We start from the raw sequence: 26,989 nt of genomic DNA on the forward strand, positions 1-26,989 counted from the left end.
TCGCAAATTTATCGCTTGATGGATTACTTCGCAGCGTCTAGCGATGCGATATCATTCACTGCTGCTGCAGTTAGCGTTTTCACGATACGTTTTGTTAGACCTGTTAAAACTTTACCAGGGCCAAGCTCAAGAAGATTTTCTACGCCTTGTTCGTGCATCAGTTCAACTGTTTCAGTCCAACGAACTGGGCTATGTAGCTGACGAACAAGCGCATCTTTGATTTTTGCAGGATCTGTCTCAGCAACCACATCAACGTTGTTGATAACTGGCAGCTGTGGTGAGTTAAATTCGATAGACTCAAGAGCTACAGCAAGTTTTTCCGCTGCTGGCTTCATAAGTGCACAGTGTGAAGGTACTGAAACAGGAAGAGGAAGCGCACGCTTCGCACCAGCTTCTTTACATAGCGCACCAGCTCGCTCTACTGCGTCTTTGCTACCAGCGATAACGACTTGGCCAGGCGAGTTAAAGTTTACTGGAGAGACCACTTCGCCTTGCGCTGCGTCTTCACACGCTTTTGCAATCGCATCATCAGCCAAACCGATAATCGCGTACATTGCGCCAGTACCAGCTGGTACTGCTTCTTGCATAAGTTGACCACGTAATTCAACCAGCTTGATGGCTTCTTTAAAGTCAATAACACCCGCACATACAAGTGCTGAGTACTCACCTAGGCTGTGACCAGCTAGGTTGGCTGGTTGCTCTAAGCCAAGTTCCTGCCATACACGCCAGATTGCAACAGATGAAGCTAGCAAAGCTGGTTGAGTACGGAAAGTCTCGTTTAAATCTTCTGCAGGTCCATTTTGAACAAGCGCCCATAGATCGTAACCTAGTGCGTCAGATGCTTCTGCAAATGTTTGTTTTACTACGTCATATTGTTCGCCTAGTTCTGCAAGCATACCTACAGCTTGAGAACCTTGACCTGGAAATACGATAGCAAACTTGCTCATGTTGTTTTCCTTTAAGCAAAGTAAAAAGAAATAAGATGCACCAAGTGCACCTTAAATTTTGAATTCTTGTGAAACTTAGAACTTCACAAGGGCCGAGCCCCAAGTGAATCCGCCGCCAAACGCTTCAAGAAGCAGAGTTTGACCGCGTTTAATACGACCATCACGTACCGCTTCATCTAGTGCTGTTGGCACAGTAGCAGCTGATGTGTTGCCGTGTTTATCAAGTGTAATCACGACTTGGTCTAGTGACATCGAAAGTTTCTTCGCTGTCGCTGAAATAATGCGGTAGTTCGCTTGGTGCGGCACTAGCCAGTCTAGTTCAGACTTATGCATGTTGTTGGCTTCAAGCGTATCTTTTACTAGTTTCGATAGCTGAGTGACAGCGACTTTGAATACTTCGTTCCCAGCCATATGAAGCCATTTATCCGCATCTTGCCCCCGCACAGGTACAGGTAGGCTTAGAAGCTCTCCGAATTGACCATCCGAGTATATGTGAGTAGAGATAATGCCAGGCTCTTGGCTAGCGCCTACGACAACGGCTCCGGCACCATCACCAAATAGGATGATGGTTGAACGGTCTGTCGGATCACACGTTTTAGACAAAGCATCTGAACCAATCACAAGTACGTTTTTGCACATACCAGATTTGATATGTTGGTCTGCAACAGATAATGCGTACACAAAACCAGAACAAGCAGCGGCTAAGTCAAAAGCTGGACAACCTTTAATGCCAAGCTTTGCCTGCACCTGACACGCAGATGAAGGGAAAGTATGGCTACTGCTCGTTGTGGCTACGATAATCAGGTCGATATCGTTTTTATCAATACCCGCCATATCGATAGCGTTTTCAGCTGCGTAGAATGCCATGTCTGCTACAGTTTCGTTTTCTGCAGCAATTCGACGCTCTTTAATACCCGTGCGAGCAACGATCCACTCATCACTTGTATCTACCATTTTCTCTAGATCTGCGTTTGTACGCACCTGAGATGGCAGGTAGCTGCCAGTACCTAAAATTTTGCTATACATGAAGACTAATAATGCCTCTCGAGTAAAACCGCTTCCAAACGATCGCTAATACGGCTTGGTACTTGTCGTTTGACCTCGTGTACTGCCTCGCCAAGTGCATTGACAATCGCAGATACATCCGCACTTCCATGGCTTTTTATGACAATGCCGCGCAATCCTAGCAAACTTGCGCCGTTATACTGGTCGGGGTTCAGTGTTTTTAGTTCATTAAACAGCCTAGAAAACAACTTTCTAGCTATCCAACCCTTTATCGTTGATGCCATTATGCTGGTTTTAATTTTTTCGATAAAAAGTTGAGCTGTTCCCTCACTGGCTTTTAAGCATACGTTGCCGACAAATCCATCACAAACAATGACGTCCGCAACATCATGCAAAATTTGATTACCTTCAATATAACCGACAAAGTTAATCGCATCGGTCTGAGAAAGCATTTCTGCGCAACGTTTGACTAAATCGTTACCTTTAATCTCTTCTGCGCCAATATTGAGTACAGCAACGCGAGGAGGACGACCCAAGTGTTCTTCAGCTAATGCACTGCCCATTACAGCAAATTGGAACAAGCTATCAGCATCGCACGATACATTCGCCCCCAGATCTAGCATCCAAGTGCGCTTTCCGGTAATCGTCGGTAAAGCGGAAACTAAAGCAGGACGTTCAATGCCAGGAAGTAACTTAAGAATGAAACGCGATAGTGCCATTAATGCACCGGTGTTGCCACCACTAACACAAGCATCCGCTTTCTGCTCAGAAACCAAATCGATAGCCATACGCATAGAACTATTTTGGCTATTACGTAACGCCAATGAAGGTTTTTCTGAGTTCGAGATAACTTTCTCGCTGTGAAGAATAGTCAAGCGGGAACTGGTCGAGGTACCGAGTTGAGATAATTGAGACGTGATCAGAGATTGATCACCAATAAGAATCACTTTTAGCTCTGGGAAATGAGACAGTGCCTGCACGGCGGCAGGCACTGTTACGCGTGGACCGAAATCCCCGCCCATTGCATCAAGTGCAACGGTAATACTTTGCAAAGGTTCAACCTTACTTGTTGATAACCTTTTGACCACGGTAGTAACCTTCAGCAGTTACGTTGTGGCGTAGGTGAGTTTCACCAGAAGTCGCGTCTACAGATAGAGCAGCTGTAGTTAGCGCATCGTGTGAACGACGCATACCGCGCTTAGAACGAGTTTTACGGTTTTTCTGTACGGCCATTGACCCTACTCCTATACTATTGGGTTAAAAACCTGAAGAAGAATCGGCTACCACACCTATTACTTTTTCAGACTTTTCAAAACGTCGAATGGATTCGGTTTTTCTTCCTCAATTTCTTCAGGAATCTCACCAAAAACCATGTTATTTGAATCAACGCTACAATCCGCTTCATCGTGCATCGCAATTTGAGGTAATGCTAAGATGAACTCGTCTTCAACAAGTTGTATGAGGTCTAATTCACCATATTCATTTAGATCTACCAAATCATAAATTTCTGGTGCTTCCTGTTCTGTTTTCTCACCGTAGTAAGGAGTAGAAAGGAATTCAACTTCGCACTCATGTGCGAATACCTCATTACAACGCTGACACTCTAAATCGACTTCGATGTTAGCTTTACCAGAGATAACAACGAGTCGCTGTTCATCCATCCCAAATGACAATGAGACTTCTGCGTCGCGTTTTACGCCTTCAGTTGTTTCCACTAAGCGCTTGAAAAGACTAGCTTGGATGATGCCATCGTAATCCAATCGTTTCTGTGCAGCTTTAGCTGGGTCAACCGTTCGCGGTATTTTTACCTTTTGCATAGGGCGCGAATATTATCTTCCAAATCAAAATTAGTCAAAGAAAAAGGCAAAAAAGTTGTACTTTTTTACGCTTAACATACAGAGCATTAGCCAGAATCATTTTTGATCGATTATCCTATTGGAAATGCTCCCACGAATTGTAATTCAAAATGAAAAATTACCAACTGGTTTTAGCCTCAACTTCCCCTTTTCGTAAACAACTGCTTGAAAAGCTCTCACTACCATTCGTTTGTTTATCACCTGATTGCGATGAAACACCTTTTGACCAAGAAACGCCAACTGAACTTGTGCAGAGACTGGCCCAAGAGAAAGCAATATCTTGCCAGACGGATAAAGCAAGTTTAGTTATCGGCAGTGACCAAGTTTGTGTCATTAATGGTGAAATCGTTGGCAAGCCTTTAAATAGAGATAATGCGATAAATCAACTTTTGGCTCAAAGTGGAAAAGTCATCACTTTCTATACTGGTCTTGCGGTACATAACACCGTGACAAACCATACAGAAGTCGGCTTTGATTCTTTCGAGGTGCACTTTAGAGATTTAACGCTTGAACAAATCGAACGCTACGTCGACAGGGAAGAACCTTTTTACTGCGCAGGCAGCTTTAAAAGCGAAGGCATGGGAATTTGCTTGTTTACGAAATTAGTTGGTAAAGACCCGAACACACTTGTCGGACTACCATTGATTGATTTGATTGATATGTTGCATGTTCAAGGACTCGATGTCCTTTAACCCAAATACGATAAAAGGGAGCCTGTGGCTCCCTTTTGCATCCGCGAGGAAAACATGGTTACGCGTTTCTTAAACCCGCCAACACTTTTTCTAGTTTCGGTTCCATCGGTGCGTTGATTTCCATCCACTCATCATTTGATGGGTGTTGGAACTTGATGTTTGCCGCGTGTAGGAACAAACGATCTAAACCAACTTGACCTGTATAAGCATCAAAGCGGCGATCACCGTAGCGATCATCCCAAGCGATTGGGTGACCAGTGTATTGCGTATGAACTCGGATTTGGTGAGTTCGACCAGTAATCGGACTCGCCTGAATCAATGTAGCTTGTTCGAACTTTTCCAAAATCTTAAAACGCGTTTCTGACGGCTTACCATTAGGGTTAACACGAACAATACTGTTCACTTCGTTTTTGAGCAGTGGCGCGTTCACAACCTTACAACTGCTTTTCCATTGCCCCATGACAAGAGCTAAGTAAAACTTCTTTACTGTCTTTTCACGAAACTGGGCTTGCAAGTGACGAAGTGCAGAACGCTTCTTAGCAACCAGCAAAATCCCTGAAGTATCACGGTCAATACGATGCACAAGTTCAAGAAAGCGAGCTTGAGGACGCAGAGCCCTAAGCGCTTCAATCGCACCAAACTTTAAACCACTGCCACCATGCACAGCGGTGCCAGATGGTTTGTTTAGAATCAACATATGATCATCTTCGAAGATAATCATATTTTCCAACTCAGCGACTTTGTTAAGTTTCGTACTTGGTGCGACATCGTCATCTTTTTTCTCGACGGTCACCGGTGGAATACGAACGAGATCGCCTGCTTTTAACTTGTACTCTGCTTTTATACGCTTTTTATTTACGCGCACTTCGCCCTTACGCACAATTCGGTAAATCATGCTTTTAGGAATGTCTTTTAATTGGTTGCGCAAAAAGTTATCAATGCGCTGACCCGCCATATCTTCGTCGATATCGACGAACTGGACTTTTGTTCTTATTTCGTTCATGGGCGGTATTGTAAACTCAATTTCGTGCGACTTCACATTATTCTTGTCGTAAAAGAAACACTCGGTGGCACATACTGGTCTAAATTTCGCCAAGCTTTTGTTTAAATTATTAAAACTCTCAATCAAGTTCTCAATTTGTTTTCTGTCTTGAACAGTTTGCACATCTCAATTGCTTATGAAACAGCCAGTTATAAAATAGAAATTTTGAGTTTAGCGGCAAATTTTCTATCGTTTGCGTGAAAGCAGATTGCTGATAGCCACGCGCACTGCTATAGTTCACAGCTGCTAAGGAAGGTTTGGTTACATTTTATTCATTACCAATCATTTATCCTCAAGCAATGTGAGTAGATCGTTGAAGGTCGAGTGCAGCATTGGCGTGAGACACATCGAATTCAACACTCTTGCCACCCTACTCCTCGCATATTCACGTTGAGTACCTACCGCCCAAATAGCGGGTCACAAGTCTACGTTTCCAACAGAAACCACAAGAGGCTTGTGATGACTGAAGTGCCCGAGAGCATCCCCTTCCAGCCGGGAGGCTGCAAAATACAAGCCATGGGATCAGGCACCGTGAAAGAGCGAAAAAACAGTGGCAAGTCGACAAGAAAGATATAAAAGAAAAGACAACGAGAATTTTCAATGAAAAGAATGTTAATTAACGCAACTCAAAAAGAAGAGTTGCGTGTCGCTCTGGTTGATGGCCAGCGACTTTTCGATCTTGATATCGAGAGTCCAGGTCATGAATCTAAAAAAGCGAATATCTACAAAGGACGTATCACACGTATCGAACCAAGCTTAGAAGCCGCATTTGTTGATTACGGCGCCGAGCGTCACGGTTTCCTCCCTCTCAAAGAAATTGCCCGCGAATATTTCCCTGAAGGTTACACCTACCAAGGTCGTCCAAGCATCAAAGAAGTGCTAACGGAAGGCCAAGAAGTTATCGTTCAAGTGGAAAAAGAAGAACGTGGAAGCAAGGGCGCAGCTCTTACTACTTTCATTTCTCTTGCTGGTAGTTACCTTGTTCTGATGCCTAACAACCCTCGTGCTGGCGGTATTTCTCGTCGAATCGAAGGTGACGAGCGTACTCAACTAAAAGCCGCATTAAGTACTTTGGAACTGCCTCAGGGCATGGGCCTAATCGTACGTACTGCTGGCGTTGGCAAGAGTGCTGAAGAACTTGAGTGGGATTTGAATGTACTACTTAACCACTGGGGTGCAATCAAAGGTGCAGCGGACTCTAACCCTGCTCCATTCTTAATCCACCAAGAAAGTAACGTTATCGTTCGTGCAATCCGTGACTATTTGCGTCGTGATATTGGCGAAATCTTAATTGATAGCAACACCATCTACGAACGTGCAAAAGAGCACATTCAATTGGTGCGCCCTGATTTCCTTAACCGCGTTAAGAAATATGAAGGCGAAGTTCCACTATTCAGCCACTACCAAATCGAAAGCCAAATTGAATCGGCTTTCCAACGTGAAGTGCGTCTGCCATCTGGTGGTTCTATTGTTATTGACCCGACTGAAGCACTAACGTCTATCGATATCAACTCTGCTCGTGCAACCAAGGGCGGCGATATTGAAGAAACAGCTCTAAACACGAACCTAGAAGCAGCCGACGAAATTGCTCGCCAATTACGTCTACGTGACTTAGGTGGCTTAGTGGTTATCGACTTTATCGATATGACCCCGGTTCGTCACCAGCGAGAAGTAGAAAACCGTCTACGTGAAGCCGTTCGCCTTGACCGCGCTCGTGTACAAATCGGTCGTATTTCTCGCTTTGGTTTGTTGGAGATGTCACGCCAGCGCTTGAGCCCTTCTCTAGCAGAAGCAAGCCACCACATCTGTCCTCGCTGTAGCGGAACTGGTGTCGTTCGCGACAACGAATCTCTAGCACTTTCTGTACTTCGTTTAATTGAAGAGGAAGCGCTAAAAGACAACACAGCACAAGTACTTGCAGTCGTACCTGTGCCAATAGCCTCTTACTTATTGAACGAAAAACGTCGTTCAGTAAACCATATCGAACGCATTCAAGAAGTGAAAATTACGGTAGTTCCAAACTCTGATATGGAAACACCGCACTTTGAAGTTATCCGTGTTCGTGAAGGCGAAGAGTTCGATCTGATTTCTTACTTACTTCCTAAGAAACTGGAAGCGATGAAAGAAGCAGAAGGTAAAGAGCCAGCGGAAGTTGACGTAAAACCAAAACGAATTGAAGAGCCAGTTCTTAAAGGCTTTGCTGCTCCGTCTCAAACCGCACCTGCACCAGCAGCTAAACCAGCTCCTGAGGCGAAGAAGAAAGAACAAAACGTTGAACAAGAAGAGAAACCTGGATTGTTCAGCCGTCTGTTTAAAGCACTTGGTAGCTTCCTATTCGGTGGTTCTGAAGAAACAAAAGAAGAACAAAAACCTCAGGAAGAGAAAAAACCAAATCGCGATAATCGACGTAACAAGCGTGATCGCAACGATCGTCGTCGCAATAACAACCAGCGCGATAATCGTGATAATCGTGATAATCGTGATAATCGCGATAACCGACGTCGTCGTAAGCCTCGTGATGAACAGGCTAATGAGCAAAACGAAGCTCAACAACAAACAAATAAACCGCAAAACCGTAACCAAAAGCGTAAACCTAAAGCTCAACAGGCAGATAAAGCCCAAGAGCAAAAAGCAAACGCAAAAGTAGCGGAAAAAGGTCTGCAGCTAGCAGCGGAAGCTCGTACTGAAACAAAACCAGAAGAGAGCAAACCGAAACAGCAAAATGCGAAAGCAGAAAAAGTGAAAGAGCGCCGCCAACGTCGCAAATTGAACAAGTCTGTACGCGTTAAAGACCAAGAAGCGATTGAGAAGAATGCCGAAGAAACAGCGGTTAAGACTCAAGAAACGGTTGAAACTAAAGTTGAAAAGCCAACAGAAGCAGCGGTAGAGGCACAGCAAGACAACAAGCAAGCAGAGTCTAAGCAACGTCGTAACCGTCGTTCGCCACGTCACCTGCGTGCAAGCGGCCAACGTCGTCGCCGTGGCCGCGATCGCCGTCCTAACCCGTTCCGCCTGCGTAAAGGTGGTGTAGCTTCTCCTGAGATGGCTATGGGTAAAGTAATGCCACGCTACATTCCGAAACCAGCACCTAAGAAAGAAGAGCAAGTTAAGGAAGAAACAGTAGCAGCAGTACCTACAATGCAAGGTGGTTTTGCTTGTCCAGAGATGGCTATGGGTAAAGTGATTATTCGCCGCGAGCAACCTGTTGTAACAGAAGCGCCAGTTGTTGAATCAAAGATTCAAGAAACAGTTGAAGCGAAAGTGGAAGCTCCAGTAGTAGAAGCACCTGTTGTGGAAGCAGTAATCGCAGAAAAAACTGAATCGGCAGTAGTAGAAACAGCTTCGGTAGAGCCTATCGTTGAAACTCCTGTAACTGAACATGCTGAACCGGTTGATGCCATTGTAGAAACGGCACCTGCTGAAGAGCCTGTGGTTGAAGCAGCAAAAGAGATTGCAGCCGAAGCGCCAGTAGCTAAATCAGAGCCTAAAGTCGAAGCCATTAAAGTTGCGGCTAAGCTAAACGCTAGCGCACCGATGACGAAAGCACCTGGCCCTCAAGAGCTACGCGAAATCACGGTTGCAGCAGCACCGTTCAAAACCGAACGTTACCAAGCTAAAGGTGCGGGTAGCCAAGTGGCTAAAAACCGCGCATCAGCAGAGATGACAAAGCCTAACTTTAACTAGGCTAAATCATTACGTTCAACTGCTTAACGGCATAAATAAATTAAAGGCTACCATCTGGTAGCCTTTTTTATCTTCATATTTGCCCAATAAATTGTTCATATAAATACCAATTCGTGATCACATTTGTACGCCATTATTCGTATCATTCTTGAACTTAATCACACTTTTCGGTAGCATGCGCCGACTCAAGTTTTCGACACCATTCTGATGCTGCTCTTTTAATACTACGGTTTACACTGCAATGTTTGATTAGAAATCAACCACTCAGTGGCTTGTGCAAATACGAATATGTGTCGGGTTTAACTCATTGCAAAGAGAACTTAAAAACAAACATGTTCGAATTTCCCCAATTTTCTAAGCACTCCGTAAAAAATGATGTGCTATCAGGCTTAACCGTTGCGCTAGCATTGGTTCCTGAAGCTGTCGCATTTGCGTTCGTCGCAGGCGTAGATCCGATGGTCGGTCTTTACGCTGCATTCATCGTTGGTCTTATTACTTCCATTTTCGGTGGTCGTCCCGGCATGATCTCTGGTGCAACAGGTGCCATGGCAGTCGTAATGGTTTCGCTTGTCGCGACTCACGGTGTCCAGTACCTATTCGCAGCCATCATGCTCGCTGGTATTCTTCAAATTGCCGCTGGTATGTTTAAATTGGGTAAGTTCATCCGTATCGTACCTCACCCTGTGATGATCGGTTTTGTGAACGGTCTGGCTATTGTTATCTTCCTAGCTCAGTTGGGTCAGTTTAAAGCGCCAGACATCAACGGCATGCTCACTTGGCTACCACAAGACCAGATGCTGCTAATGCTTGGTTTGGTTGCGCTGACTATGGCAATCATTCACTTTCTACCAAAAATCACAACAGCTGTACCCTCTTCACTTGTTGCGATCGTAACGGTGACGGCTTTAGTGGTTGGCTTGGATCTGGAAACTCGAACTGTTGTTGACTTCCTGCGTACAATGTCTGGTGATGAAGCGGCAACACTCGCAGGTTCACTACCAACCTTCTCTATTCCTGCGGTACCATTTACACTAGAGACACTACAAATCATTCTTCCATACGCGATCATTCTCGCGGCCATTGGTCTAATTGAATCTCTACTAACACTGACAGTTTTAGATGAGATGACGAATACTCGTGGTCAATCTAACCGCGAATGTATCGGTCAAGGTATGGCAAACATGACGTGTTCTGTGTTTGGCGCGATGGGTGGTTGTGCGATGATTGGTCAGTCGATGATCAACGTAAACTCAGGTGGTCGTGGTCGTCTATCTGGTATCGTTGCGGCTATCGCTCTATTGATGTTTATCTTATTCGCTTCTTCGCTAATTGAAATGATCCCACTCGCTGCTCTGGTTGGTGTGATGTTCATGGTTGTCATTGGTACATTCGAATGGGCAACATTTAAGCTAGCACGCCGCGTACCGAAGCAAGACTTCTTCGTTATTGTTCTTGTGACCGTTGTTACTGTTCTTACTGACCTTGCTGTTGCCGTAGCGGTTGGTGTTATCGTTTCTGCATTAATGTTTGCATGGCAACACGCTAAGCACATCTATGCCGACACGTGCTTAAACGAGGAAGGTTCAAAAGAGTACAAGATTCACGGCCCTATTTTCTTTGGTTCTGCCGCTAACTTCTTGGAGTTGTTTAACGCGCCTGAAGATCCAAAAGATGTGATTGTCGATTTTGCAGACTCTCGCGTGACGGATCACTCCGCAATTGAAGCGATTGAAACGCTAGCAGAGCGTTACAACTCTCAAGGTAAAACACTACACCTTCGCCACCTAAGTCCAGATTGCCGCAAGCTTTTAGATAAAGCTGGCAGCTTGGTTGAAATTAACGTGAAGGAAGACCCAAGCTACAAAGTCGCAACCGACATACTAGCGGGTTAACACGAATAAAAAGGGATGAGCTGAGCTCATCCCTTTTTCTATTGTCTTCAAGCACGGTGATTATAGCTTCTTCAAAATTGCGTCTGATGCCTCTTCGATTAAATCAAGCACCAGTTCAAAGCCATCTTCCCCACCATAATATGGGTCCGGGACTTCGTCGTAAACTGACTCAGAATGACTTAAAAATAACGATACTTTGTGTCGATACTTCAACGGACAAATATCCAATAAATCGGCCAAATTTGCTTTATCTGCGGCTAATATAAGGTCAAACTTTTCAAAGTCATCAATGGTGACTTGGCGCGCTTGCATTCCTTTAAAAGAATAGCCTCGCTGCTTTCCTGCTGCCATCGCTCTTGAATCCGGTCGGTTTCCTGCGTGGTAGCCAATTGTACCTGCCGACTCAACCTCTACTTCAACGCCTAGCTTTTGAGCTTTCGCTCTTAACACTGCTTCTCCGGTTGGTGACCGACAAATGTTTCCCATACAAACAACAAGTATTTTCTTCATTTTATTCCCTGAATTATCGGTGGTTTTTCTTCACGATATGTTGGTCTATCATAGCGAGATAAATCAATGAACCCAAATTAGCTTGGGCACAGCACGAAAAGGAATTGAGGAAGTATTATGTCTATCGAAGAAAATAAAGAAGCACGCCATAAAGCTCGCCAACAAAAAGTCAAAGAACAGGTAGACGCAAAAATCGCTGCTGCTCAAGAGGAAAAAGGTCTGCTACTGATCATTACCGGAAATGGTAAAGGTAAATCGACATCAGGATTCGGTACGATCGCACGCGCAGTGGGTCATGGTTTGAATTGTGCTGTCGCGCAGTTTATTAAAGGTACTTGGGACAACGGTGAGCGCAACCTACTTGAGAAACTCGGCGTTGAATTCCAAGTAATGGCGACCGGCTTTACATGGGAAACTCAAAACAAAGCCGCTGATACCGAAGCAGCGCAAGGCGTATGGCAAGAATGTAAACGCATGCTGCAAGACGACTCTATCGATGTCATCTTGTTTGACGAGCTAACTTATATGGTGAGCTACGGCTACATCGACTTAGACGAAGTGGTCGAAGCACTAAGCAACAGACCTAAAATGCAGTCGGTTATTATTACTGGGCGTGGCGCACATCGAACCCTGATTGAAATGGCAGATACCGTTTCTGAAGTGAAAAATGTAAAGCACGCATTTGAATCTGGCGTAAAAGCCCTCAAAGGCGTCGATTGGTAACACTCGCAGAGTAATTTAAAAAGGGTTGGCAAAATGCCAACCCTTTTGATTTTCACGCACGGTTAGTTGAAAAGATTCTTCAATAAACCATCGACCGCATCTTTGGTTTTCTCGTCTTTGATTTTGTCCGTCAGCTTCTCTACGCCACGATCGATTTCTTTTTGAGCTTTCTGCTTCAGAACATCATCGAATACGAGCTTGAATTTAGGTTCTGCCCACTTACCAGACACATTGATTGGAATCGTGATGTCTTTCAGCTCATCTATATCTTTACCGCCCTGGCCTTCTAGGCTGCCTACAACTGACGTGCTGATAGTAAAGTCGACTGTTTCATTGATGTAGTTTGCGGTACCTTTACCACGAACACGTAGCAATGGAGACTGAGCTTGCATATTATCCGTTGATACTACACCTTTGTTGAGTTTCAATGTCGCCGTCATAGCACTGAAGTCTGTTTTCTTAGCTTCATTGGTGCCTTCAACTTTTTGCCCTTTAAATTTCGCATAGTTTTCACGAATCAACTGAGCAACGTTGATGCCATTCACCGCACCGTCAGCAAAATTGATAACAACCGTACCAGATAGATTCTTCTTGATACCGGTAGGCGTGAGACTCTTACCTGTAACATTCACATCAATGTTACCCGTCCCTTCAAGTTTGTCGTTCTCAGCAACGTCTATAAGTAGCGGTTGAACTTTCACGCCTTTGATTGACTTTTTAACACTGTAAGTCGCTGGTGATTGGCGTGCATCTAACTTCGCTGTCGCTGAGATTGAGCCTTGGTACAACTTCGAACTAAATGATGTAAGCTCAAACACGCCACGATTTACAGTGAAGCTCGTTTTTACCGCTTCCATCTTCGCATTTGCCGCTTTGAATTTGTCGATGGTAATGTCACCCTTTACATCTAACGCTTTCAACGCAGACAAATCAGGCTCAACCTCAGGTCCGGCAGGAGCACTCTCGCCACCAGAAGCAGGCTTATTACCTTCGGCAGCTTGCTTATCTAACCCTAAGAACTCATCAAGATCGATATTGGGGCTATGGAGAGCAAAGCGTACTTTAGGAATATCACCGAGTGTCACATCTGCCTTACCATCTAGGGCGATAGCATTCGCTGTTAACTTCTCTAGAACAAAACTCAGATGGTTTTTCGTTAGGTCGAAAGACAGATCAGACACCATGTCGACTTTCATCGGGGACTGAGGTAAAGCATCACCCTCAAAAGTCGATTTAAGAGTTAACTTATCCAACTGTACTTTGCTGATAGCCTTGTCCACGCTAAGTTGACCAGCACCCTGCATATCTAACTTCATACCACCAGCGTCACCCTTAATGGCATAAGTCAGGCTATTTACTTTATCGAATTCAAACGTGTCTAAACCGATCGTTGCCGATTCAATTTTATTGGCAGGGTCAGAGTATGTCGCATCAAAGTTGATGTTCTTTAGCGCGTAGTTTGCCAAACCTTTTTCTAGCTTAAAGTCTGCCTGACCTTTCGCGGTGAACTTTTGGTCGTTCATTTCGCCCTTCACGCCAAAATCAGCCGTTGTCCAGTTGTCAAAAGCGAATTCGGAAAGGTTTAATGAAATATCATAGAGTTTGGTGTAACTACCGGCTTGCTTATCCTGCATTTCTAATGAACCGTTAGAAACCGTAACGCCAGCAAGATTAATACTCCAATCAGAACCAGAAGTTTGCGTTTCACCATTTTGCGTAGGCGCAGCATTGCTCTCTTGTTCTGCTTGTTGTGTTTGGGCTTTCGTCAATGCATCAATATTCTTGCTGCCATCTTTCTTGGTTTCAATGTAGAACTCAGCACCATCAAGCGTGACGTTTCCAATTTCAAGCTGTTGACTAAAAAGTGGCATAACAGAGATGTCTACACCAACGGTATCAACTTTGAATAAATTGGGTTTACTAAAGCCTTGTGGATTTCGCAATTCTGTATGTCCCAACTCAAAGCCAATCGATGGGAAAAATTGCCAACTGATATCCCCTTCAATCACCAACTCTAATCCCGTTTGCTTTTGCGCTTGCTCAACAATAAGGGGTTTAAACTGATTCGGATTGACGAAGATGGTTAACGCTAAAATTGCGACCAAAATGACCACAATCGGTATTGCTAGAATTAAGAGCAGTTTCTTCATTTGTTTTTCCTTGCTCGAGTGTTTTTACAATTATAAGCGCAGACTCCATTTACCGCTGACAGTTCCACAAAAGCGTGAAAAGTGTCTGGTTTTAACCTGCAACTGACTAATTTAAAAACAAAAAAAGAAGTGGCACTTAAGGTGCCACTTCTTCTCCTAAAAATAAAGCGATATAGCCGTCTATAGGCTTAAGCTTTCAAAAGTCTTGCAATGTGAGCTTTTAATACATCAATTGCGATACGGTTTTTACCACCGCGAGGAACAATAATGTCCGCATATTGCTTAGAAGGTTCGATAAACTGCATGAACATCGGACGTACTGTTTGTTGGTATTGCTTAAGAACAGACTCCATAGTTCGGCCTCGTTCTTCCACATCACGCTTAACACGGCGAAGCAAGCAAATATCTAACGGTGTGTCCATAAATACTGTCGCATGCATCAAATCACGAAGACGAGGGTCTGTAAGAAGAAGGATACCTTCTAGAATGATCACCTTTTTAGGTGTCATTGTGGTGGTGTTAATTGTTCTTGTGTGCTCAGTGTAGCTGTACTCAGGCACTTCTACTGCTTCACCACGTACCAATTTTTCTAGGTGCTCACACAGTAGGTCGTGGTCCAACGCACTCGGGTGATCGTAGTTCGTCTTTACTCGCTCTTCCATGCTTAGGTGGCTTTGGTCGTTGTAGTAGCAATCTTCCGTGATGACACCGATTTGATGATCGCCTACTTTCGCGCGAAGCTCATTATAAATAGTGCTCGCGATCAGACTTTTTCCAGAAGCAGAAGCGCCAGCAATACCTACGATGACGCATTGATTATTATCAGACATTAGTTTGCACCCGATGATGATTTCTAGTCACATAAAAAGATAAACTGCCTGATTATAGGGAGTTCACCCCATAGTTACTAGTTGGAATTAGGGTTTAGTCATAAGTTTCTGCCTGCTCAGAGGATTAACCTCCGAGCAAACGTTAAAATGTGCAATTATCAACCAATAGGCATAGTAAACTTAGTTCACCATTGTAAAGCTAATCGCATCTGGTTTTGCTTTGCCTTGCCAAAACATCGTGCTACATACGCGATCGGCAAGTTGCTTATAATACCCTGCATGCTCACTTTCTGGGCGTCTTGCTACCGTTGGCACGCCAGCGTCAATATCTTCTCGCATAGAGATATGAAGCGGAATTTGTCCTAACAATGCTAAGCCAAATTCTTGCGACATTTTTTCAGCTCCGCCCATACCAAAAATATGCTCTTTCGCGCCACATTGACTACAAATGTGATAACTCATGTTTTCCACAACACCAATAACCGGGACATGGACTTTGTTAAACATTGCCGCTCCCTTCCTTGCATCGGCAAGGGCTAAATCTTGCGGTGTTGTGACTAGCACGCTACCTGTTACCGGAATTTGTTGTGACAGAGTCAATTGAATATCCCCCGTACCTGGCGGCATATCAATCACCAAATAATCCAAATCTGGCCAATCTGTTTCAGTTAATAACTGCGACAACGCTTTTGAAGCCATTGGACCGCGCCATATCGCCGCTTCTGATTTATCCACCAAATAACCGATAGAATGAGTATAGATGCCGTGAGCAAAAATGGGTTCCATCCACTTGCCATCACGAACTTCTGGTTTAGCATCTTCTTGCCCCAACATCATAGGTACAGACGGACCATAGATATCTGCATCCAACAATCCCACTTTCGCCCCAGATTGAGCAATCGCCAACGCTAAGTTAACTGCGGTAGTAGATTTACCAACGCCACCTTTCGCAGAACTGACGGCAACGATGTTCTTAACACCCTTAACCGAGTTAGCCACTTGAGTTTCTAAAGCTTTAACTCCAAGGCGAATATTAAATGGGAATTCAGCCACTTTACCCGAGGCTTGCTGCTGTTTGATCCAGTCATGCAGTACGGTTTGAAGCTCATTACTTGCGAATGGCAACGTTATATCAATAGAACCCTGTGTCGTAATCGAAATTGCGCCATGAATATCTGCCCAGTTTTCCACCAACTGTGGATGTTGGAATTGGTTAAACCAGTGACAAAAATCTTGTTTTGAAGTGAACTGATGCATAAGCCCTCCTTTTAGATGTCATGCTACCACCGTCCAGGCTCAACCAGAACCCCAAAAAAACTAAGGCATTCCGCAGTTTGACACCTTGGAGTTAGTCAGTTCATGGGGTAGTATTATCCATCAAAATTTATTTATACCTATCAAGAAAAGCGAATATTAAGTATGGCAAACGATCCAAAAAACTTTCCGTCAAGGAAAATGCTGGTAACTTGTGCCCTTCCGTACGCTAACGGTTCGATCCACCTTGGTCATATGCTTGAGCATATCCAAGCGGACATTTGGGTTCGTTACCAACGCCTACGCGGCAACACTGTAAACTTCATCTGTGCTGACGATGCTCACGGCACGCCAATCATGCTTAAAGCGCAACAGATGGGTATTACTCCTGAAGAAATGATTGCCGCAGTTAGCGAAGAGCACCAAAAAGACTTCGCTGGATTTGATATCAGCTTTGATAACTACCACAGCACACACTCAGATGAGAACCGTGAGCTAGCGTCACACATTTATCTTGAGTTGAAGAAAAATGGCTTTATCTCTAGCCGCACTATCTCTCAGCTGTTCGATCCAGAAAAAGAGATGTTCTTACCGGACCGTTTCGTAAAAGGTACCTGTCCAAAATGTAAGTCTGAAGACCAGTACGGTGACAACTGTGACAACTGTGGTGAGACTTACAGCCCAACAGAACTTATCAATCCTAAATCTGCGGTTTCTGGTGCGACGCCAGTAATGAAAGATTCAGAGCACTTCTTCTTCGACCTGCCTCAGTTTGAAAGCATGCTAAAAGAGTGGACTCGCTCTGGCTCGCTACAAGCTGAAACAGCGAACAAAATGCAAGAATGGTTCGAATCTGGTTTGCAGCAATGGGATATCTCACGTGATGCACCATACTTTGGCTTCGAGATCCCTGGTGAGAAGAACAAATTCTTCTACGTATGGCTAGACGCGCCTATCGGCTACATGGGCTCTTTCAAAAATCTATGTGACAAGCGCGACGACCTAGATTTCGACGAGTATTGGAAAAAAGACAGCTCAGCAGAGCTGTACCACTTCATCGGTAAAGACATCGTTTACTTCCACAGCCTATTTTGGCCAGCAATGCTAGAAGGTTCTGGCTTCCGCAAGCCTAACAACGTATTCGTACACGGTTACGTAACCGTAAACGGCGCGAAAATGTCGAAGTCTAAAGGTACGTTCGTAAAAGCAAGCACTTACCTAGAGCACCTAGACCCTGAGTGTCTACGTTACTACTACGCTGCGAAGCTAAACAGCCGTATCGATGATCTAGATCTTAACCTTGAAGACTTCACTCAGCGCGTAAACGCTGACGTTGTTAACAAGATCGTTAACCTGGCATCTCGTAACGCAGGTTTCATCGCGAAACGTTTTGAAGGCAAACTGTCTGACAACTTTGCAGAGCCTGAACTTTACAACGAATTTGTTGCTGCTGCTGACCGTATCGCTGAGCTTTACGAAACGCGTGAGTTTGGTCGTGCAATCCGTGAAATCACGGCATTGGCAGACAAAGCTAACCAATACGTTGATGAAAAAGCACCGTGGGTTGTAGCAAAAGAAGAAGGCAAAGATCAGGAACTACAAGACATCTGTTCTGTCGGTATCAACCTGTTCCGCGTACTGATGACTTACCTGAAACCAGTAATGCCATCGCTAGCTGCGCGTACTGAAGCGTTTCTAAACCAAGAGCTAACTTGGGAAAACATCGCTGCTCCACTAACAGGCCACGAGATCACTAAGTTCAAAGCACTGTTCAACCGTATCGATCCGAAGAATGTTGAAGCGATGATCGAAGCGTCTAAAGAAGATGCGGCGGCAGAAATGGCGGCGAAAGAGAAAGCTGAAGCGGAAAAGAACAAGGCTAGCCAAACCGAGCTAGACAAAGAACCAATCGCTGAAGAGATTGAGTTCGATGCTTTTGCCGCAGTAGATATGCGTATCGCTCGCATCATCTCTTGTGAAGAAGTACCAAAAGCCAACAAACTGCTTAAGTTCCAATTGGACATCGGTGGTGAAACTCGTCAGGTATTCTCTGGCATCAAGTCAGCTTACAAACCTGAAGAGCTAGAAGGCAAGCTAACAGTAATGGTAGCAAACCTAAAACCTCGTAAGATGAAGTTTGGTATGTCTGAAGGTATGATCCTAGCGGCAGGCCCTGGTGGTAGCGACCTGTGGATCCTTGAGCCACACGAAGGCGCTCAACCAGGGATGCGTGTAATGTAAGTTGTAGCTTTACAATCAAATTTAAAAAGTCCTCGCCAGTTCAGCGGGGACTTTTTTTGACTGAATTCACACTTTTGGGGAATTTGTGCACCAAACTTGTACAGCACCTCTCCCATCACAATCCTAAATTACTGTTTTAATAGAATTTAATTAGTGGCATCAAAACTGCAATCTTCCTTGTTAGGTCCAAACACTAACAAGGAGTTGGTTATGTTTGTTTTGATTTCCACACTATTGTCCATCGCTATTTTAGCTGGAATATATCACTTATCTTCTAAACGAGAGCAGCAACATGCGCGCAAATATCAGCTGTTAACATTGTTGCGAGATGTTGTTCACCTTCTGAGACACCACCGAGCTGCTACTCACTACTCGCTTCAATTCCAACAAAACGATCAACAAAAATTGGACGCTCTTAATGATGCTCTGACTAACAAGCTTCATCTTTTAGTCGAAACCTCACGGTTTGAAAACAAACCCATGTATCGCGTATTACAGATTAAAGTAGGGAAACTACTTGAACAATGGGATGACCATAGTGTTGCAAGAAACCAGATGGAGCATGGTAAGTTGATTCGTCATTGCTTGTTTTTGATGGATGAAGTAACCATCGCATGGCTAGCGGTTGAGCAAAGAGATGACTTGCATAATGAGTATCACATGAACTGGCAAAACATTATGGATAGCTTGGAGACCCTGACTCAGTTGCGAATCAGCATTCAAGATTTAGGAGAGCAAGGCGGAAATGAACGTTTCAAAAATTATGCATCGGTCATGATGCGTAAGCTAAACCAACTAGCGGTTATCGCTCCACTTAGCATTACCTCTCCTGCTTCCACGCGCTCAATACAGACGCTAAATGAATACGTGACAGGGAGTCATGTCGACTTAACAGAAGCAGAGCTTTATGGCGTCACATCGGACTTGTCATTGACCATCTTCAATACTTACGACCATGTCCTTTCAGATGTCGTAGAGTCATTATATCTACCGTTACCCAGACTCTCGCTAGCAGGATAAACGTTCCATGCCTTATTATTGGTGCTTGGTTCGTCGCCGACTTATAAATAAAAACAAAAAAACCGCAGGCCTAAGGCACTGCGGTTTTCGTTTATTCAACTTGTCAGCGCTTAGCTGTCGTCTTCCGTGAAGTTCGTTGGTAATTGCTTTTTCATTTCGTTCCAGATCAACGCACTTTCCATACCATAATGACGAATCACCACTGGTAGTTGTTCACGCTGGCCACTTTCACAAGTTTCGAGCAATTGATGGTAAAACTTCAGAGCTAGCTCACGAGAAGCTGGATTTGAGAAGTAGTAGCTACCGACACGATCGTAGAGCTTCTTCAAACCATTAAAGATCAAACCGTAAATTTGATTTCCTGAATGGAATGCTAGGCGCTGGAAAAGCATATAATCGTAAAAGTTGAACGTTTTAGCAATCAAGATTTCTTGACGCTTCGCTTCATCTTTCTCGTTATCTTCTTTCACATTCTGCAGAACTTTTTCAGCATACGGCGAAGAAGCGATGAATTCGTCCCAGGAAGCCGCATTCATTAAAGCTTCACAAGATTCGATTACGTTCTTAATTGTACGCTCAGAGCTCTCTTTGTTCGCTTTAAATGCATAGCGCATAAAGATAGGACTGATGTTGGTACGTGCCGCAAGCAGATCTTCTACAATGTTTGTCGCATTATCAACGTCTAGCGTCATTAAAGTATCCAAAATATGCAGACCAGAGGTCTCCATAAATTGGTTAACTTTCGTAGGTTTGCCGTGCTGGATAGTCAGCCAGCCATCACGGGCTAGTCGTTGAAGAACCTCTCTTAAAGTCGTTCGAGTAACACCAATCAGTTCGGACAGCTCGCGCTCAGCAGGTAAAATTGAGCCTGGAGGAAAACGGCCGTTCCAAATGCTCTCGATAATATATTTTTCTGCGAATCCCGCAGGGCTTTTCGCCTTTATGACCATTCTACTTTTTATCCAATATTGATTTCTGAGGGTCGATAGTACTCATCATACCACTACTTAGCGGTTTGAGAAAATTTACGATCAATAGTGGAAACGACTCCATAACATAGAGTTAATACTCTATATGTTGTGACAATTTAAGAGGCTCTAACATGCGAGCGAAAGCAGTAAAATATGAATTTTCATTTAATTAAACAGCTCACAAATCTCGGAGAAATAAAGACAACCGTGTCACATTTTTATATTCAAAATATGAAAAATTACTTTGTATATCACAGTTAATATTCTTTCTTAATTTGCCTTTTCTCGTCACTGACCGTCATTTAAAATCCAAGAGGATTTTTTTAAGACTTTCATGGTATAGTAACGCCGTTTTGATCGCGTTATTACATTTAAAAAGTCATTTTAGTCGGTAGCATCACGTTTTGTTATTGACTAATAAATGCCTGAGTGTAGAGTTTGCGGTCGAAAGTGAGCGGTGCTTGAGTTCAGGGGAAGTAACTTGGCAAGACTACAATAAACAAAGGATTGTTGTTTTACTAAGTTATTGTTTTTAAAGACTAGTTAATAAGTCTAACAAACAGATACTTAAGCACTATTGTAGTGTCTATTCATAATTTTGTTATAAAGAGAATTATCATGCCGATATCGCTCGGAAACGCTTTTATCAAGAACTTCCTTGGTAAAGCGCCTGATTGGTACAAAGTTGCCATTATAGCCTTCTTAATAATTAACCCGATTGTATTCTTCCTAATAAACCCATTTGTAGCTGGATGGTTGTTGGTCGCTGAATTTATTTTCACGCTAGCAATGGCATTAAAATGCTACCCATTACAACCTGGCGGTTTACTTGCTATTGAAGCCATTGCTATCGGCATGACTAGCCCTGCGCAAGTTAAGCACGAATTAGTAGCAAATATCGAAGTACTGCTACTTCTGGTATTTATGGTTGCGGGCATCTACTTCATGAAGCAGCTATTGCTGTTCATTTTTACCAAAATTTTACTTGGCATTCGCTCTAAAACCCTACTATCACTCGCGTTCTGCTTTGCTGCGGCATTTTTGTCTGCATTTTTGGATGCCTTGACGGTTATCGCCGTTGTTATCAGCGTGGCGATCGGCTTTTACTCTATCTATCACAAAGTAGCGTCTGGTAACCCTATCGGTGACCATGACCATACACAAGATGACACGATCACTGAACTAACGCGTGATGACTTAGAAAACTATCGTGCCTTTTTGCGCTCTTTGTTGATGCATGCTGGTGTAGGTACTGCCTTAGGTGGCGTAACCACGATGGTTGGTGAACCTCAAAACTTAATTATTGCAGACCAAGCGGGTTGGTTATTTGGTGAATTCCTAATCCGTATGTCTCCAGTGACACTACCTGTATTTTTCTGTGGTCTCGTCACTTGTGCTTTAGTTGAAAAGCTTAAAGTGTTTGGCTACGGCGCAAAGCTTCCTAACAACGTTCGTCAGATCCTCGTCGATTTTGACCGTGAAGAGCGTAAAACGCGAACAAATCAAGATGTCGCAAAACTCTGGGTTCAAGGTCTTATTGCGGTTTGGTTGATCGTTGCACTCGCTTTGCACTTAGCGGCTGTCGGCTTAATTGGCCTTTCTGTGATCATATTAGCGACCGCATTTACTGGTGTCATTGAAGAGCACTCCATGGGGAAAGCGTTTGAAGAGGCCCTGCCCTTCACTGCACTGCTTGCAGTATTTTTCTCGATCGTTGCCGTAATCATTGACCAAGAGCTGTTTAAACCAGTCATCGATGCGGTGCTTGCCGTTGAAGATAAAGGTACTCAGCTAGCTCTGTTCTATGTGGCGAATGGCTTATTATCTATGGTGTCGGATAACGTGTTCGTTGGTACGGTTTACATCAATGAAGTAAAAACTGCACTCATTGAGGGTCTCATTACTCGTGATCAGTTCGACTTACTGGCGGTGGCAATCAATACTGGTACTAACCTGCCTTCTGTTGCAACGCCAAACGGTCAAGCGGCATTCCTATTCTTACTCACATCGGCTCTCGCTCCATTAATTCGTCTGTCTTACGGTCGAATGGTTATCATGGCGCTGCCTTACACCGTCGTTCTTGCGATTGTCGGTCTGATGGGAATCATGTTCTTCCTAGAGCCTGCAACAGCTTCTTTCTACGAAGCTGGTTGGATTTTACCTCATAGTGGTGATCTGACTCCCGTAGTATCCGGTGGTCACTAAAATTTGAGTTGATTAGGAAACTTATCCACGATAAAAAGCTCTGAGTATTCAGAGCTTTTTCTATTTCAGACAGGAACAAAAACGTGACTATTTTAAATTCACTTAACCAGTTTTCAAAGGGACGTTTATCGTGGCTACTGCTTCTGCTATTTGTCGTTTTCTTTGAAGCATGTGCCCTCTATTTTCAGCACGTCATGATGCTTGCACCATGTGTCATGTGTATTTATGAAAGAGTCGCGATGATGGGAGTGGGCGTCGCTGCAATGGTTGGTATATTGGCACCCAAGAACCCAATTTTCCGCTGGCTAGGTTTGATAGGCTGGGGATTAAGTGCTTACAAGGGTTTGTTACTTGCGATGCAGCACGTTGACTACCAGTTTAATCCATCACCATTCGCGACTTGCGATTTATTCGTCACATTCCCCAGCTGGGCTCCGCTCAATCAGTGGGTTCCTTGGATGTTTGAAGCATATGGTGATTGCTCTAAGGTTGTGTGGCAGCTCCTTGATTTATCAATGCCACAATGGTTAGTAGTAATTTTTGCAGGCAATTTAATCGCTTTGGCATTAATTGTAATTGCACAATTCTTCCCTGCAAAACGCGTTAATCCAATTCGTTAATCCTACTGACGCGTAAAAATTAACAAAAAGCCGACCATCTGGTCGGCTTTTTGTTAAGTGGATAGCGCGGCGATTCGCTTTAGCCGCGTGATTGACCACAGCACTGCTTGAATTTTTTTCCGCTCTCACAAGGACAGGGATCATTGCGCCCGATACCTTTGAATGGGTTTAGGCTTTGAGCTTTATTGCCTACCATCAACTCATCCGCGCCCAGCGCGACTTCACCGACCATTAAATCAAGCTGGTCGACTAAATCTGTCAGGGCCGGTGGCGTTTCAATACCTGCGTCACGCATCTGTTGCTGCGTTGCTGGCTCATCGATCGCCAGCATCAAAGTGGTCAGTAATGCTTGCAGCATACGCTGTAATCCATCATTGAGCTCAACGTCTTGCCACTGTTCTTCAATCATTGGCCAAACAGACATAAAGCCTTCGGCAAAATCAGCAAGTTGTTCAGGTTCTTTGCCTGTTAGCTCTAGCACGGAATATTCGTTTCGTTGAATTCGGTTATGCTGCTTGTGAATTTGCTCTTCCACAGCTGGTTGAATCGCTTTGAATCCCTCACCTAATAGCGGCTCTAACCACTTTTCAGGAGCGAGTGGTTTTGTCGTCAGATTCGCAGCTAACACTGCGCCTTCGATAAATAGGCAAGATTCATCGACGTGAACTTCACCTTTTTCAATCAATGTGTATTGCATGACATCTGGTTTCCCATAAATTTGGCGGCATTATACCTCAGAGCTCAAAAGCACGTAACCTAACGTTGTGTGTTTGACTGCATTGGGCGCTTCGACTCTTTTAATGACAAACTTAACTTACATCGCTACAATCGCCCTCCTTTTTACCACCAAACTGTATTAGGCAAGCTATGCGAGTTGTACTAGGCCCAATGGAAGGCGTTTTAGATCATTTGATGCGCCAAATCCTGACCGAGATAAACGACTATGACCTGTGTGTTACGGAGTTTGTTCGCGTAATCGACCAGCTATTACCCGATCATGTATTTCACCGTTTATGCCCGGAGCTGTTGCAAGGTTCTCAGACTGCATCTGGTGTGCCAGTACATGTGCAATTGTTGGGACAAGAACCGAACTGGATGGCTGAGAACGCAATTAAAGCGGCAAACCTTGGCGCCAGAGGTATTGATATAAACTTTGGTTGCCCAGCCAAAATGGTCAACAAAAGTAAAGGTGGAGCAGCGCTACTCCAGCATCCAGAGCTCATTCACCGTGTGGTTAAAGCTTGTCGAGAAGCCGTTCCAGAAGCCATTCCCGTAACTGCAAAAATTCGTCTTGGCTGGGAGAACCCTGAAGATTGCTTTGAAATTGTCGATGCCATTCAGTCTGCTGGCGCAAATGAACTGACCGTACACGCACGTACTAAACAAGGTGGTTATAAAGCTTCTGAGATAAAATGGGATTACATCAACCAAATTCGCGAACGTTTCGATATCCCACTGATAGCGAATGGTGAAATTTGGAATTATGAAGACGGTCAACGTTGCATTGAAACGACTGGCGTTAGCTCTTTAATGGTGTGCCGAGGCGCTTTCAATATCCCTAACTTAGGCAATATGGTAAAACATAACCACCAGCCAATGTCATGGCCCGAGGTGGTTGAGTTGCTCATCTATTACTCCAAGTTCGAGATGAAAGGCGATAAAGGCTTGTATTACCCAAACCGCGTAAAACAATGGTTCTCTTACTTACGTCAAGCTTATCCTGAAGCAAAAGACCTATTTAGAGAAATCAGAACGTTCAACAAAGCCGCACCAATTGTTGAGCATATTCAACGCTACCGCGATGACTTAAACTCTCAGGTTGCATAACTCCCGAACACAAAAAAGGACGAATATCTCGTCCTTTTTTGTATCTAAATCCTAGTAACAGATCTTATTTTTGCCGGTACTTTTGGCTTGATATAACTTTTCATCCGCCGCTTTAAACAATTCATCAAAGTTTTCTACTCGGCTCTCTTTACTAAACACCACACCGCCAGAGATCGTAAAGCCTTCTTTCGTTACGCGTGTCGAGCGCTCATCTATGGCCTTTTTTACTCTGTCTAAAATGAGTTTAATGCCCTCTGAATCTTCGTCATAAATCGCTAAAACGAACTCTTCGCCACCAAACCTTGAGGCAACATCGGTATGGCGAATATTTTCACGTATACATTTTGCAACAAGCTGAATTGCAGAATCACCGACATCATGACCATAGGTGTCGTTGATCTTCTTGAAGTTATCAATATCGAACACTGCTAAAGCAACCTGTTTTTTTGTCATCTTATTACGCCACACGGTTTGCATACCTCGACGATTCAATAAGCTGGTCATTGGGTCTCTTGCTGCCAGTTCTTTAAAGTAGCGTCGCTCGCTATGCATATTCACATAGAACAAGACGACGGTACTCAGCACGTAAATAAATAGTGCGACAATAAGGCTGTATTTTTCAAAAACCGCTAGGTTCTTAGCTTCATCCCAAAGGTTGTACTCGTAGTACATGCTGTGATTCGCACTCAATCGCTCTAATTCGACTGGTTTGATTCGTGTACTGTTTGAAGGAATGGATTGTAAATTGGAAACCAAATGAAACTGACCAACAAGACCTAGCGACGAAGCCATGAGCGTATTGATGTCAAAATCAATAGACAAAACACCTTGGTGTTCTCCTTTCTCATAGACGGGTACCGTCATACTAATGACTTGACCTTCCATCGAGTCCAACACTGGCCCTGGTCCAGCCAAGGTAATATTCACTTTATCTTGCGCGGTTTTTTGCCAAAAAGGTCGGGCTTTTAGCGTTGACAAAAGTTCTCTCGTGAAATTTTTTGCGTAGGTATCGGGTGAGGAGATAACGTAACCGCGCTTGTCAATGTAATGAATTCCAACAATGTGCGATTCAATATCGTGCAGAAATGACAATGACGGCGCAAAACCCGCCTTTTGTTCAGCTAACTGGTTAATCGTTGAACCTTGCTGACATAAGCTTTCGTCCCCTACGATCATATAATCAAGGTCAACCGCAGGTAACCCTTCACTATAAACACTTTCGAGTAATAACACATCTATAGGCCAAAGATAACAAAGCCCTTCTTTGACTAAAGAATTATGTTCTTCAAACAGTGGGTTAGCGTAATTGGTATAGTTGGTGAAGCTGTAATCTAAAGCCGTGAGTACTTTAATACCGCGAGACATTGCACGCTCGATACGCGAATACTCAGAATCGATATAGCGGTTAACCGCATCATAGTAATTTTTCGTTGTCACGAGTAAAACCACTACAAATAACGCCAGAGGAAAAAAGATGACAAATGAGAGGCTAAATCGCCTTTGGTTTACCATTGAGTACC

At 44.0% G+C, this 26,989-nt stretch carries 22 protein-coding genes; 9 read left to right on the forward strand and 13 right to left on the reverse strand.

The window, feature by feature from the left end; genetic code table 11:
- Positions 1 to 23: 23 nt before the first annotated feature.
- The 5 genes from fabD to yceD form a co-directional block, all read right to left on the reverse strand.
- Positions 24 to 947, reverse strand: coding sequence for an ACP S-malonyltransferase (gene fabD / locus R7Q47_RS12610; protein WP_005387313.1), 924 nt, complete (start codon positions 945 to 947; stop codon positions 24 to 26).
- A gap of 75 nt (positions 948 to 1,022) precedes the next feature.
- On the reverse strand, positions 1,023 to 1,973 hold the full coding sequence (locus R7Q47_RS12615) for a beta-ketoacyl-ACP synthase III (protein WP_017821385.1): 951 nt from the start codon (positions 1,971 to 1,973) through the stop codon (positions 1,023 to 1,025).
- Positions 1,974 to 1,978: 5 nt separating this feature from the next.
- Positions 1,979 to 3,004, reverse strand: a complete 1,026-nt coding sequence (gene plsX, locus R7Q47_RS12620; RefSeq protein WP_017633846.1) for a phosphate acyltransferase PlsX — start codon at positions 3,002 to 3,004, stop codon at positions 1,979 to 1,981.
- Positions 3,005 to 3,014: 10 nt separating this feature from the next.
- The gene (rpmF, locus tag R7Q47_RS12625) at positions 3,015 to 3,185 is read right to left on the reverse strand and encodes a 50S ribosomal protein L32 (protein ID WP_005396978.1); all 171 of its coding nucleotides are present in this window, start codon (positions 3,183 to 3,185) and stop codon (positions 3,015 to 3,017) included.
- Positions 3,186 to 3,244: 59 nt separating this feature from the next.
- Positions 3,245 to 3,769, reverse strand: coding sequence for a 23S rRNA accumulation protein YceD (gene yceD, locus R7Q47_RS12630; RefSeq protein WP_005387307.1), 525 nt, complete (start codon positions 3,767 to 3,769; stop codon positions 3,245 to 3,247).
- 149 nt (positions 3,770 to 3,918) lie between these two features.
- On the opposite strand from yceD, the gene R7Q47_RS12635 reads away from it, so the two are divergent.
- Positions 3,919 to 4,500: a Maf family protein gene (locus R7Q47_RS12635; RefSeq protein WP_005380845.1), complete on the forward strand. Its 582-nt coding sequence runs from the start codon at positions 3,919 to 3,921 to the stop codon at positions 4,498 to 4,500.
- A gap of 58 nt (positions 4,501 to 4,558) precedes the next feature.
- Here R7Q47_RS12635 and rluC read toward each other — a convergent pair whose 3' ends face one another.
- Complete coding sequence (gene rluC / locus R7Q47_RS12640; RefSeq protein WP_021033985.1) at positions 4,559 to 5,503, reverse strand: 23S rRNA pseudouridine(955/2504/2580) synthase RluC; 945 nt, start codon at positions 5,501 to 5,503, stop codon at positions 4,559 to 4,561.
- Positions 5,504 to 6,142: 639 nt separating this feature from the next.
- On the opposite strand from rluC, the gene rne reads away from it, so the two are divergent.
- Both rne and R7Q47_RS12650 read left to right on the forward strand, forming a co-directional pair.
- Entirely contained in the window at positions 6,143 to 9,226 is a 3,084-nt protein-coding gene (rne, locus tag R7Q47_RS12645) for a ribonuclease E (RefSeq protein WP_213897723.1), read from the forward strand.
- A 332-nt stretch (positions 9,227 to 9,558) separates the two neighbouring features.
- Positions 9,559 to 11,118, forward strand: a complete 1,560-nt coding sequence (locus R7Q47_RS12650; protein ID WP_005396973.1) for a SulP family inorganic anion transporter — start codon at positions 9,559 to 9,561, stop codon at positions 11,116 to 11,118.
- 60 nt (positions 11,119 to 11,178) lie between these two features.
- On the opposite strand, the gene R7Q47_RS12655 is transcribed toward R7Q47_RS12650, so the two are convergent.
- Entirely contained in the window at positions 11,179 to 11,628 is a 450-nt protein-coding gene (locus R7Q47_RS12655; RefSeq protein ID WP_031781115.1) for a low molecular weight protein-tyrosine-phosphatase, read from the reverse strand.
- A 117-nt stretch (positions 11,629 to 11,745) separates the two neighbouring features.
- Here R7Q47_RS12655 and cobO point away from each other — a divergent pair, with 117 nt between their 5' ends.
- The gene (cobO, locus tag R7Q47_RS12660) at positions 11,746 to 12,351 is read left to right on the forward strand and encodes a cob(I)yrinic acid a,c-diamide adenosyltransferase (protein ID WP_005380837.1); all 606 of its coding nucleotides are present in this window, start codon (positions 11,746 to 11,748) and stop codon (positions 12,349 to 12,351) included.
- Positions 12,352 to 12,413: 62 nt separating this feature from the next.
- Here the strand turns inward: cobO and R7Q47_RS12665 are convergent, their stop codons facing one another.
- From R7Q47_RS12665 to apbC, 3 genes are all read right to left on the reverse strand, one after another.
- Positions 12,414 to 14,501, reverse strand: a complete 2,088-nt coding sequence (locus R7Q47_RS12665) for an AsmA family protein (RefSeq protein WP_154205153.1) — start codon at positions 14,499 to 14,501, stop codon at positions 12,414 to 12,416.
- 188 nt (positions 14,502 to 14,689) lie between these two features.
- Positions 14,690 to 15,331: a uridine kinase gene (udk, locus tag R7Q47_RS12670; protein WP_005380833.1), complete on the reverse strand. Its 642-nt coding sequence runs from the start codon at positions 15,329 to 15,331 to the stop codon at positions 14,690 to 14,692.
- Between the two features lie 180 nt (positions 15,332 to 15,511).
- Positions 15,512 to 16,588 carry an iron-sulfur cluster carrier protein ApbC gene (gene apbC, locus R7Q47_RS12675; protein ID WP_054574796.1) on the reverse strand — a complete coding sequence of 359 codons (1,077 nt, stop codon included), beginning with the start codon at positions 16,586 to 16,588 and terminating at the stop codon, positions 15,512 to 15,514.
- Positions 16,589 to 16,750: 162 nt separating this feature from the next.
- On the opposite strand from apbC, the gene metG reads away from it, so the two are divergent.
- Complete coding sequence (gene metG, locus R7Q47_RS12680; RefSeq protein WP_005387290.1) at positions 16,751 to 18,826, forward strand: methionine--tRNA ligase; 2,076 nt, start codon at positions 16,751 to 16,753, stop codon at positions 18,824 to 18,826.
- Positions 18,827 to 19,036: 210 nt separating this feature from the next.
- Positions 19,037 to 19,846, forward strand: a complete 810-nt coding sequence (locus R7Q47_RS12685) for a hypothetical protein (RefSeq protein WP_154205152.1) — start codon at positions 19,037 to 19,039, stop codon at positions 19,844 to 19,846.
- 110 nt (positions 19,847 to 19,956) lie between these two features.
- On the opposite strand, the gene fadR is transcribed toward R7Q47_RS12685, so the two are convergent.
- Positions 19,957 to 20,796, reverse strand: a complete 840-nt coding sequence (fadR, locus tag R7Q47_RS12690) for a fatty acid metabolism transcriptional regulator FadR (RefSeq protein WP_005380824.1) — start codon at positions 20,794 to 20,796, stop codon at positions 19,957 to 19,959.
- Positions 20,797 to 21,435: 639 nt separating this feature from the next.
- Between fadR and nhaB the strand changes: the two genes are divergently transcribed.
- Together nhaB and dsbB are read left to right on the forward strand one after the other, a co-directional pair.
- Entirely contained in the window at positions 21,436 to 23,022 is a 1,587-nt protein-coding gene (gene nhaB, locus R7Q47_RS12695; RefSeq protein WP_154205151.1) for a Na(+)/H(+) antiporter NhaB, read from the forward strand.
- An 83-nt stretch (positions 23,023 to 23,105) separates the two neighbouring features.
- Positions 23,106 to 23,642 carry a disulfide bond formation protein DsbB gene (dsbB, locus tag R7Q47_RS12700; RefSeq protein ID WP_031779052.1) on the forward strand — a complete coding sequence of 179 codons (537 nt, stop codon included), beginning with the start codon at positions 23,106 to 23,108 and terminating at the stop codon, positions 23,640 to 23,642.
- Between the two features lie 79 nt (positions 23,643 to 23,721).
- On the opposite strand, the gene R7Q47_RS12705 is transcribed toward dsbB, so the two are convergent.
- Entirely contained in the window at positions 23,722 to 24,339 is a 618-nt protein-coding gene (locus R7Q47_RS12705) for a YecA family protein (protein ID WP_005380818.1), read from the reverse strand.
- A 170-nt stretch (positions 24,340 to 24,509) separates the two neighbouring features.
- Here R7Q47_RS12705 and dusC point away from each other — a divergent pair, with 170 nt between their 5' ends.
- A complete protein-coding gene (gene dusC / locus R7Q47_RS12710) occupies positions 24,510 to 25,469 on the forward strand; it encodes a tRNA dihydrouridine(16) synthase DusC (RefSeq protein ID WP_005380816.1) in 960 nt (319 codons plus the stop codon).
- A gap of 51 nt (positions 25,470 to 25,520) precedes the next feature.
- Here dusC and R7Q47_RS12715 read toward each other — a convergent pair whose 3' ends face one another.
- On the reverse strand, positions 25,521 to 26,981 hold the full coding sequence (locus R7Q47_RS12715) for a sensor domain-containing diguanylate cyclase (protein ID WP_005380815.1): 1,461 nt from the start codon (positions 26,979 to 26,981) through the stop codon (positions 25,521 to 25,523).
- Positions 26,982 to 26,989 lie beyond the last annotated feature (8 nt).

This window comes from Vibrio sp. Vb0349 (assembly GCF_033338975.1).

Coding starts and splice junctions, on each gene's coding strand:
- fabD (WP_005387313.1), bottom strand. CDS start 947: ATGAGCAAGTTTGCTATCGTATTTCCAGGTCAAGGTTCTCAAGCTGTA.
- R7Q47_RS12615 (WP_017821385.1), bottom strand. CDS start 1,973: ATGTATAGCAAAATTTTAGGTACTGGCAGCTACCTGCCATCTCAGGTG.
- rpmF (WP_005396978.1), bottom strand. CDS start 3,185: ATGGCCGTACAGAAAAACCGTAAAACTCGTTCTAAGCGCGGTATGCGT.
- yceD (WP_005387307.1), bottom strand. CDS start 3,769: ATGCAAAAGGTAAAAATACCGCGAACGGTTGACCCAGCTAAAGCTGCA.
- R7Q47_RS12635 (WP_005380845.1), top strand. CDS start 3,919: ATGAAAAATTACCAACTGGTTTTAGCCTCAACTTCCCCTTTTCGTAAA.
- rluC (WP_021033985.1), bottom strand. CDS start 5,503: ATGAACGAAATAAGAACAAAAGTCCAGTTCGTCGATATCGACGAAGAT.
- rne (WP_213897723.1), top strand. CDS start 6,143: ATGAAAAGAATGTTAATTAACGCAACTCAAAAAGAAGAGTTGCGTGTC.
- R7Q47_RS12650 (WP_005396973.1), top strand. CDS start 9,559: ATGTTCGAATTTCCCCAATTTTCTAAGCACTCCGTAAAAAATGATGTG.
- R7Q47_RS12655 (WP_031781115.1), bottom strand. CDS start 11,628: ATGAAGAAAATACTTGTTGTTTGTATGGGAAACATTTGTCGGTCACCA.
- cobO (WP_005380837.1), top strand. CDS start 11,746: ATGTCTATCGAAGAAAATAAAGAAGCACGCCATAAAGCTCGCCAACAA.
- R7Q47_RS12665 (WP_154205153.1), bottom strand. CDS start 14,501: ATGAAGAAACTGCTCTTAATTCTAGCAATACCGATTGTGGTCATTTTG.
- udk (WP_005380833.1), bottom strand. CDS start 15,331: ATGTCTGATAATAATCAATGCGTCATCGTAGGTATTGCTGGCGCTTCT.
- apbC (WP_054574796.1), bottom strand. CDS start 16,588: ATGCATCAGTTCACTTCAAAACAAGATTTTTGTCACTGGTTTAACCAA.
- metG (WP_005387290.1), top strand. CDS start 16,751: ATGGCAAACGATCCAAAAAACTTTCCGTCAAGGAAAATGCTGGTAACT.
- R7Q47_RS12685 (WP_154205152.1), top strand. CDS start 19,037: ATGTTTGTTTTGATTTCCACACTATTGTCCATCGCTATTTTAGCTGGA.
- fadR (WP_005380824.1), bottom strand. CDS start 20,796: ATGGTCATAAAGGCGAAAAGCCCTGCGGGATTCGCAGAAAAATATATT.
- nhaB (WP_154205151.1), top strand. CDS start 21,436: ATGCCGATATCGCTCGGAAACGCTTTTATCAAGAACTTCCTTGGTAAA.
- R7Q47_RS12705 (WP_005380818.1), bottom strand. CDS start 24,339: ATGCAATACACATTGATTGAAAAAGGTGAAGTTCACGTCGATGAATCT.
- dusC (WP_005380816.1), top strand. CDS start 24,510: ATGCGAGTTGTACTAGGCCCAATGGAAGGCGTTTTAGATCATTTGATG.
- R7Q47_RS12715 (WP_005380815.1), bottom strand. CDS start 26,981: ATGGTAAACCAAAGGCGATTTAGCCTCTCATTTGTCATCTTTTTTCCT.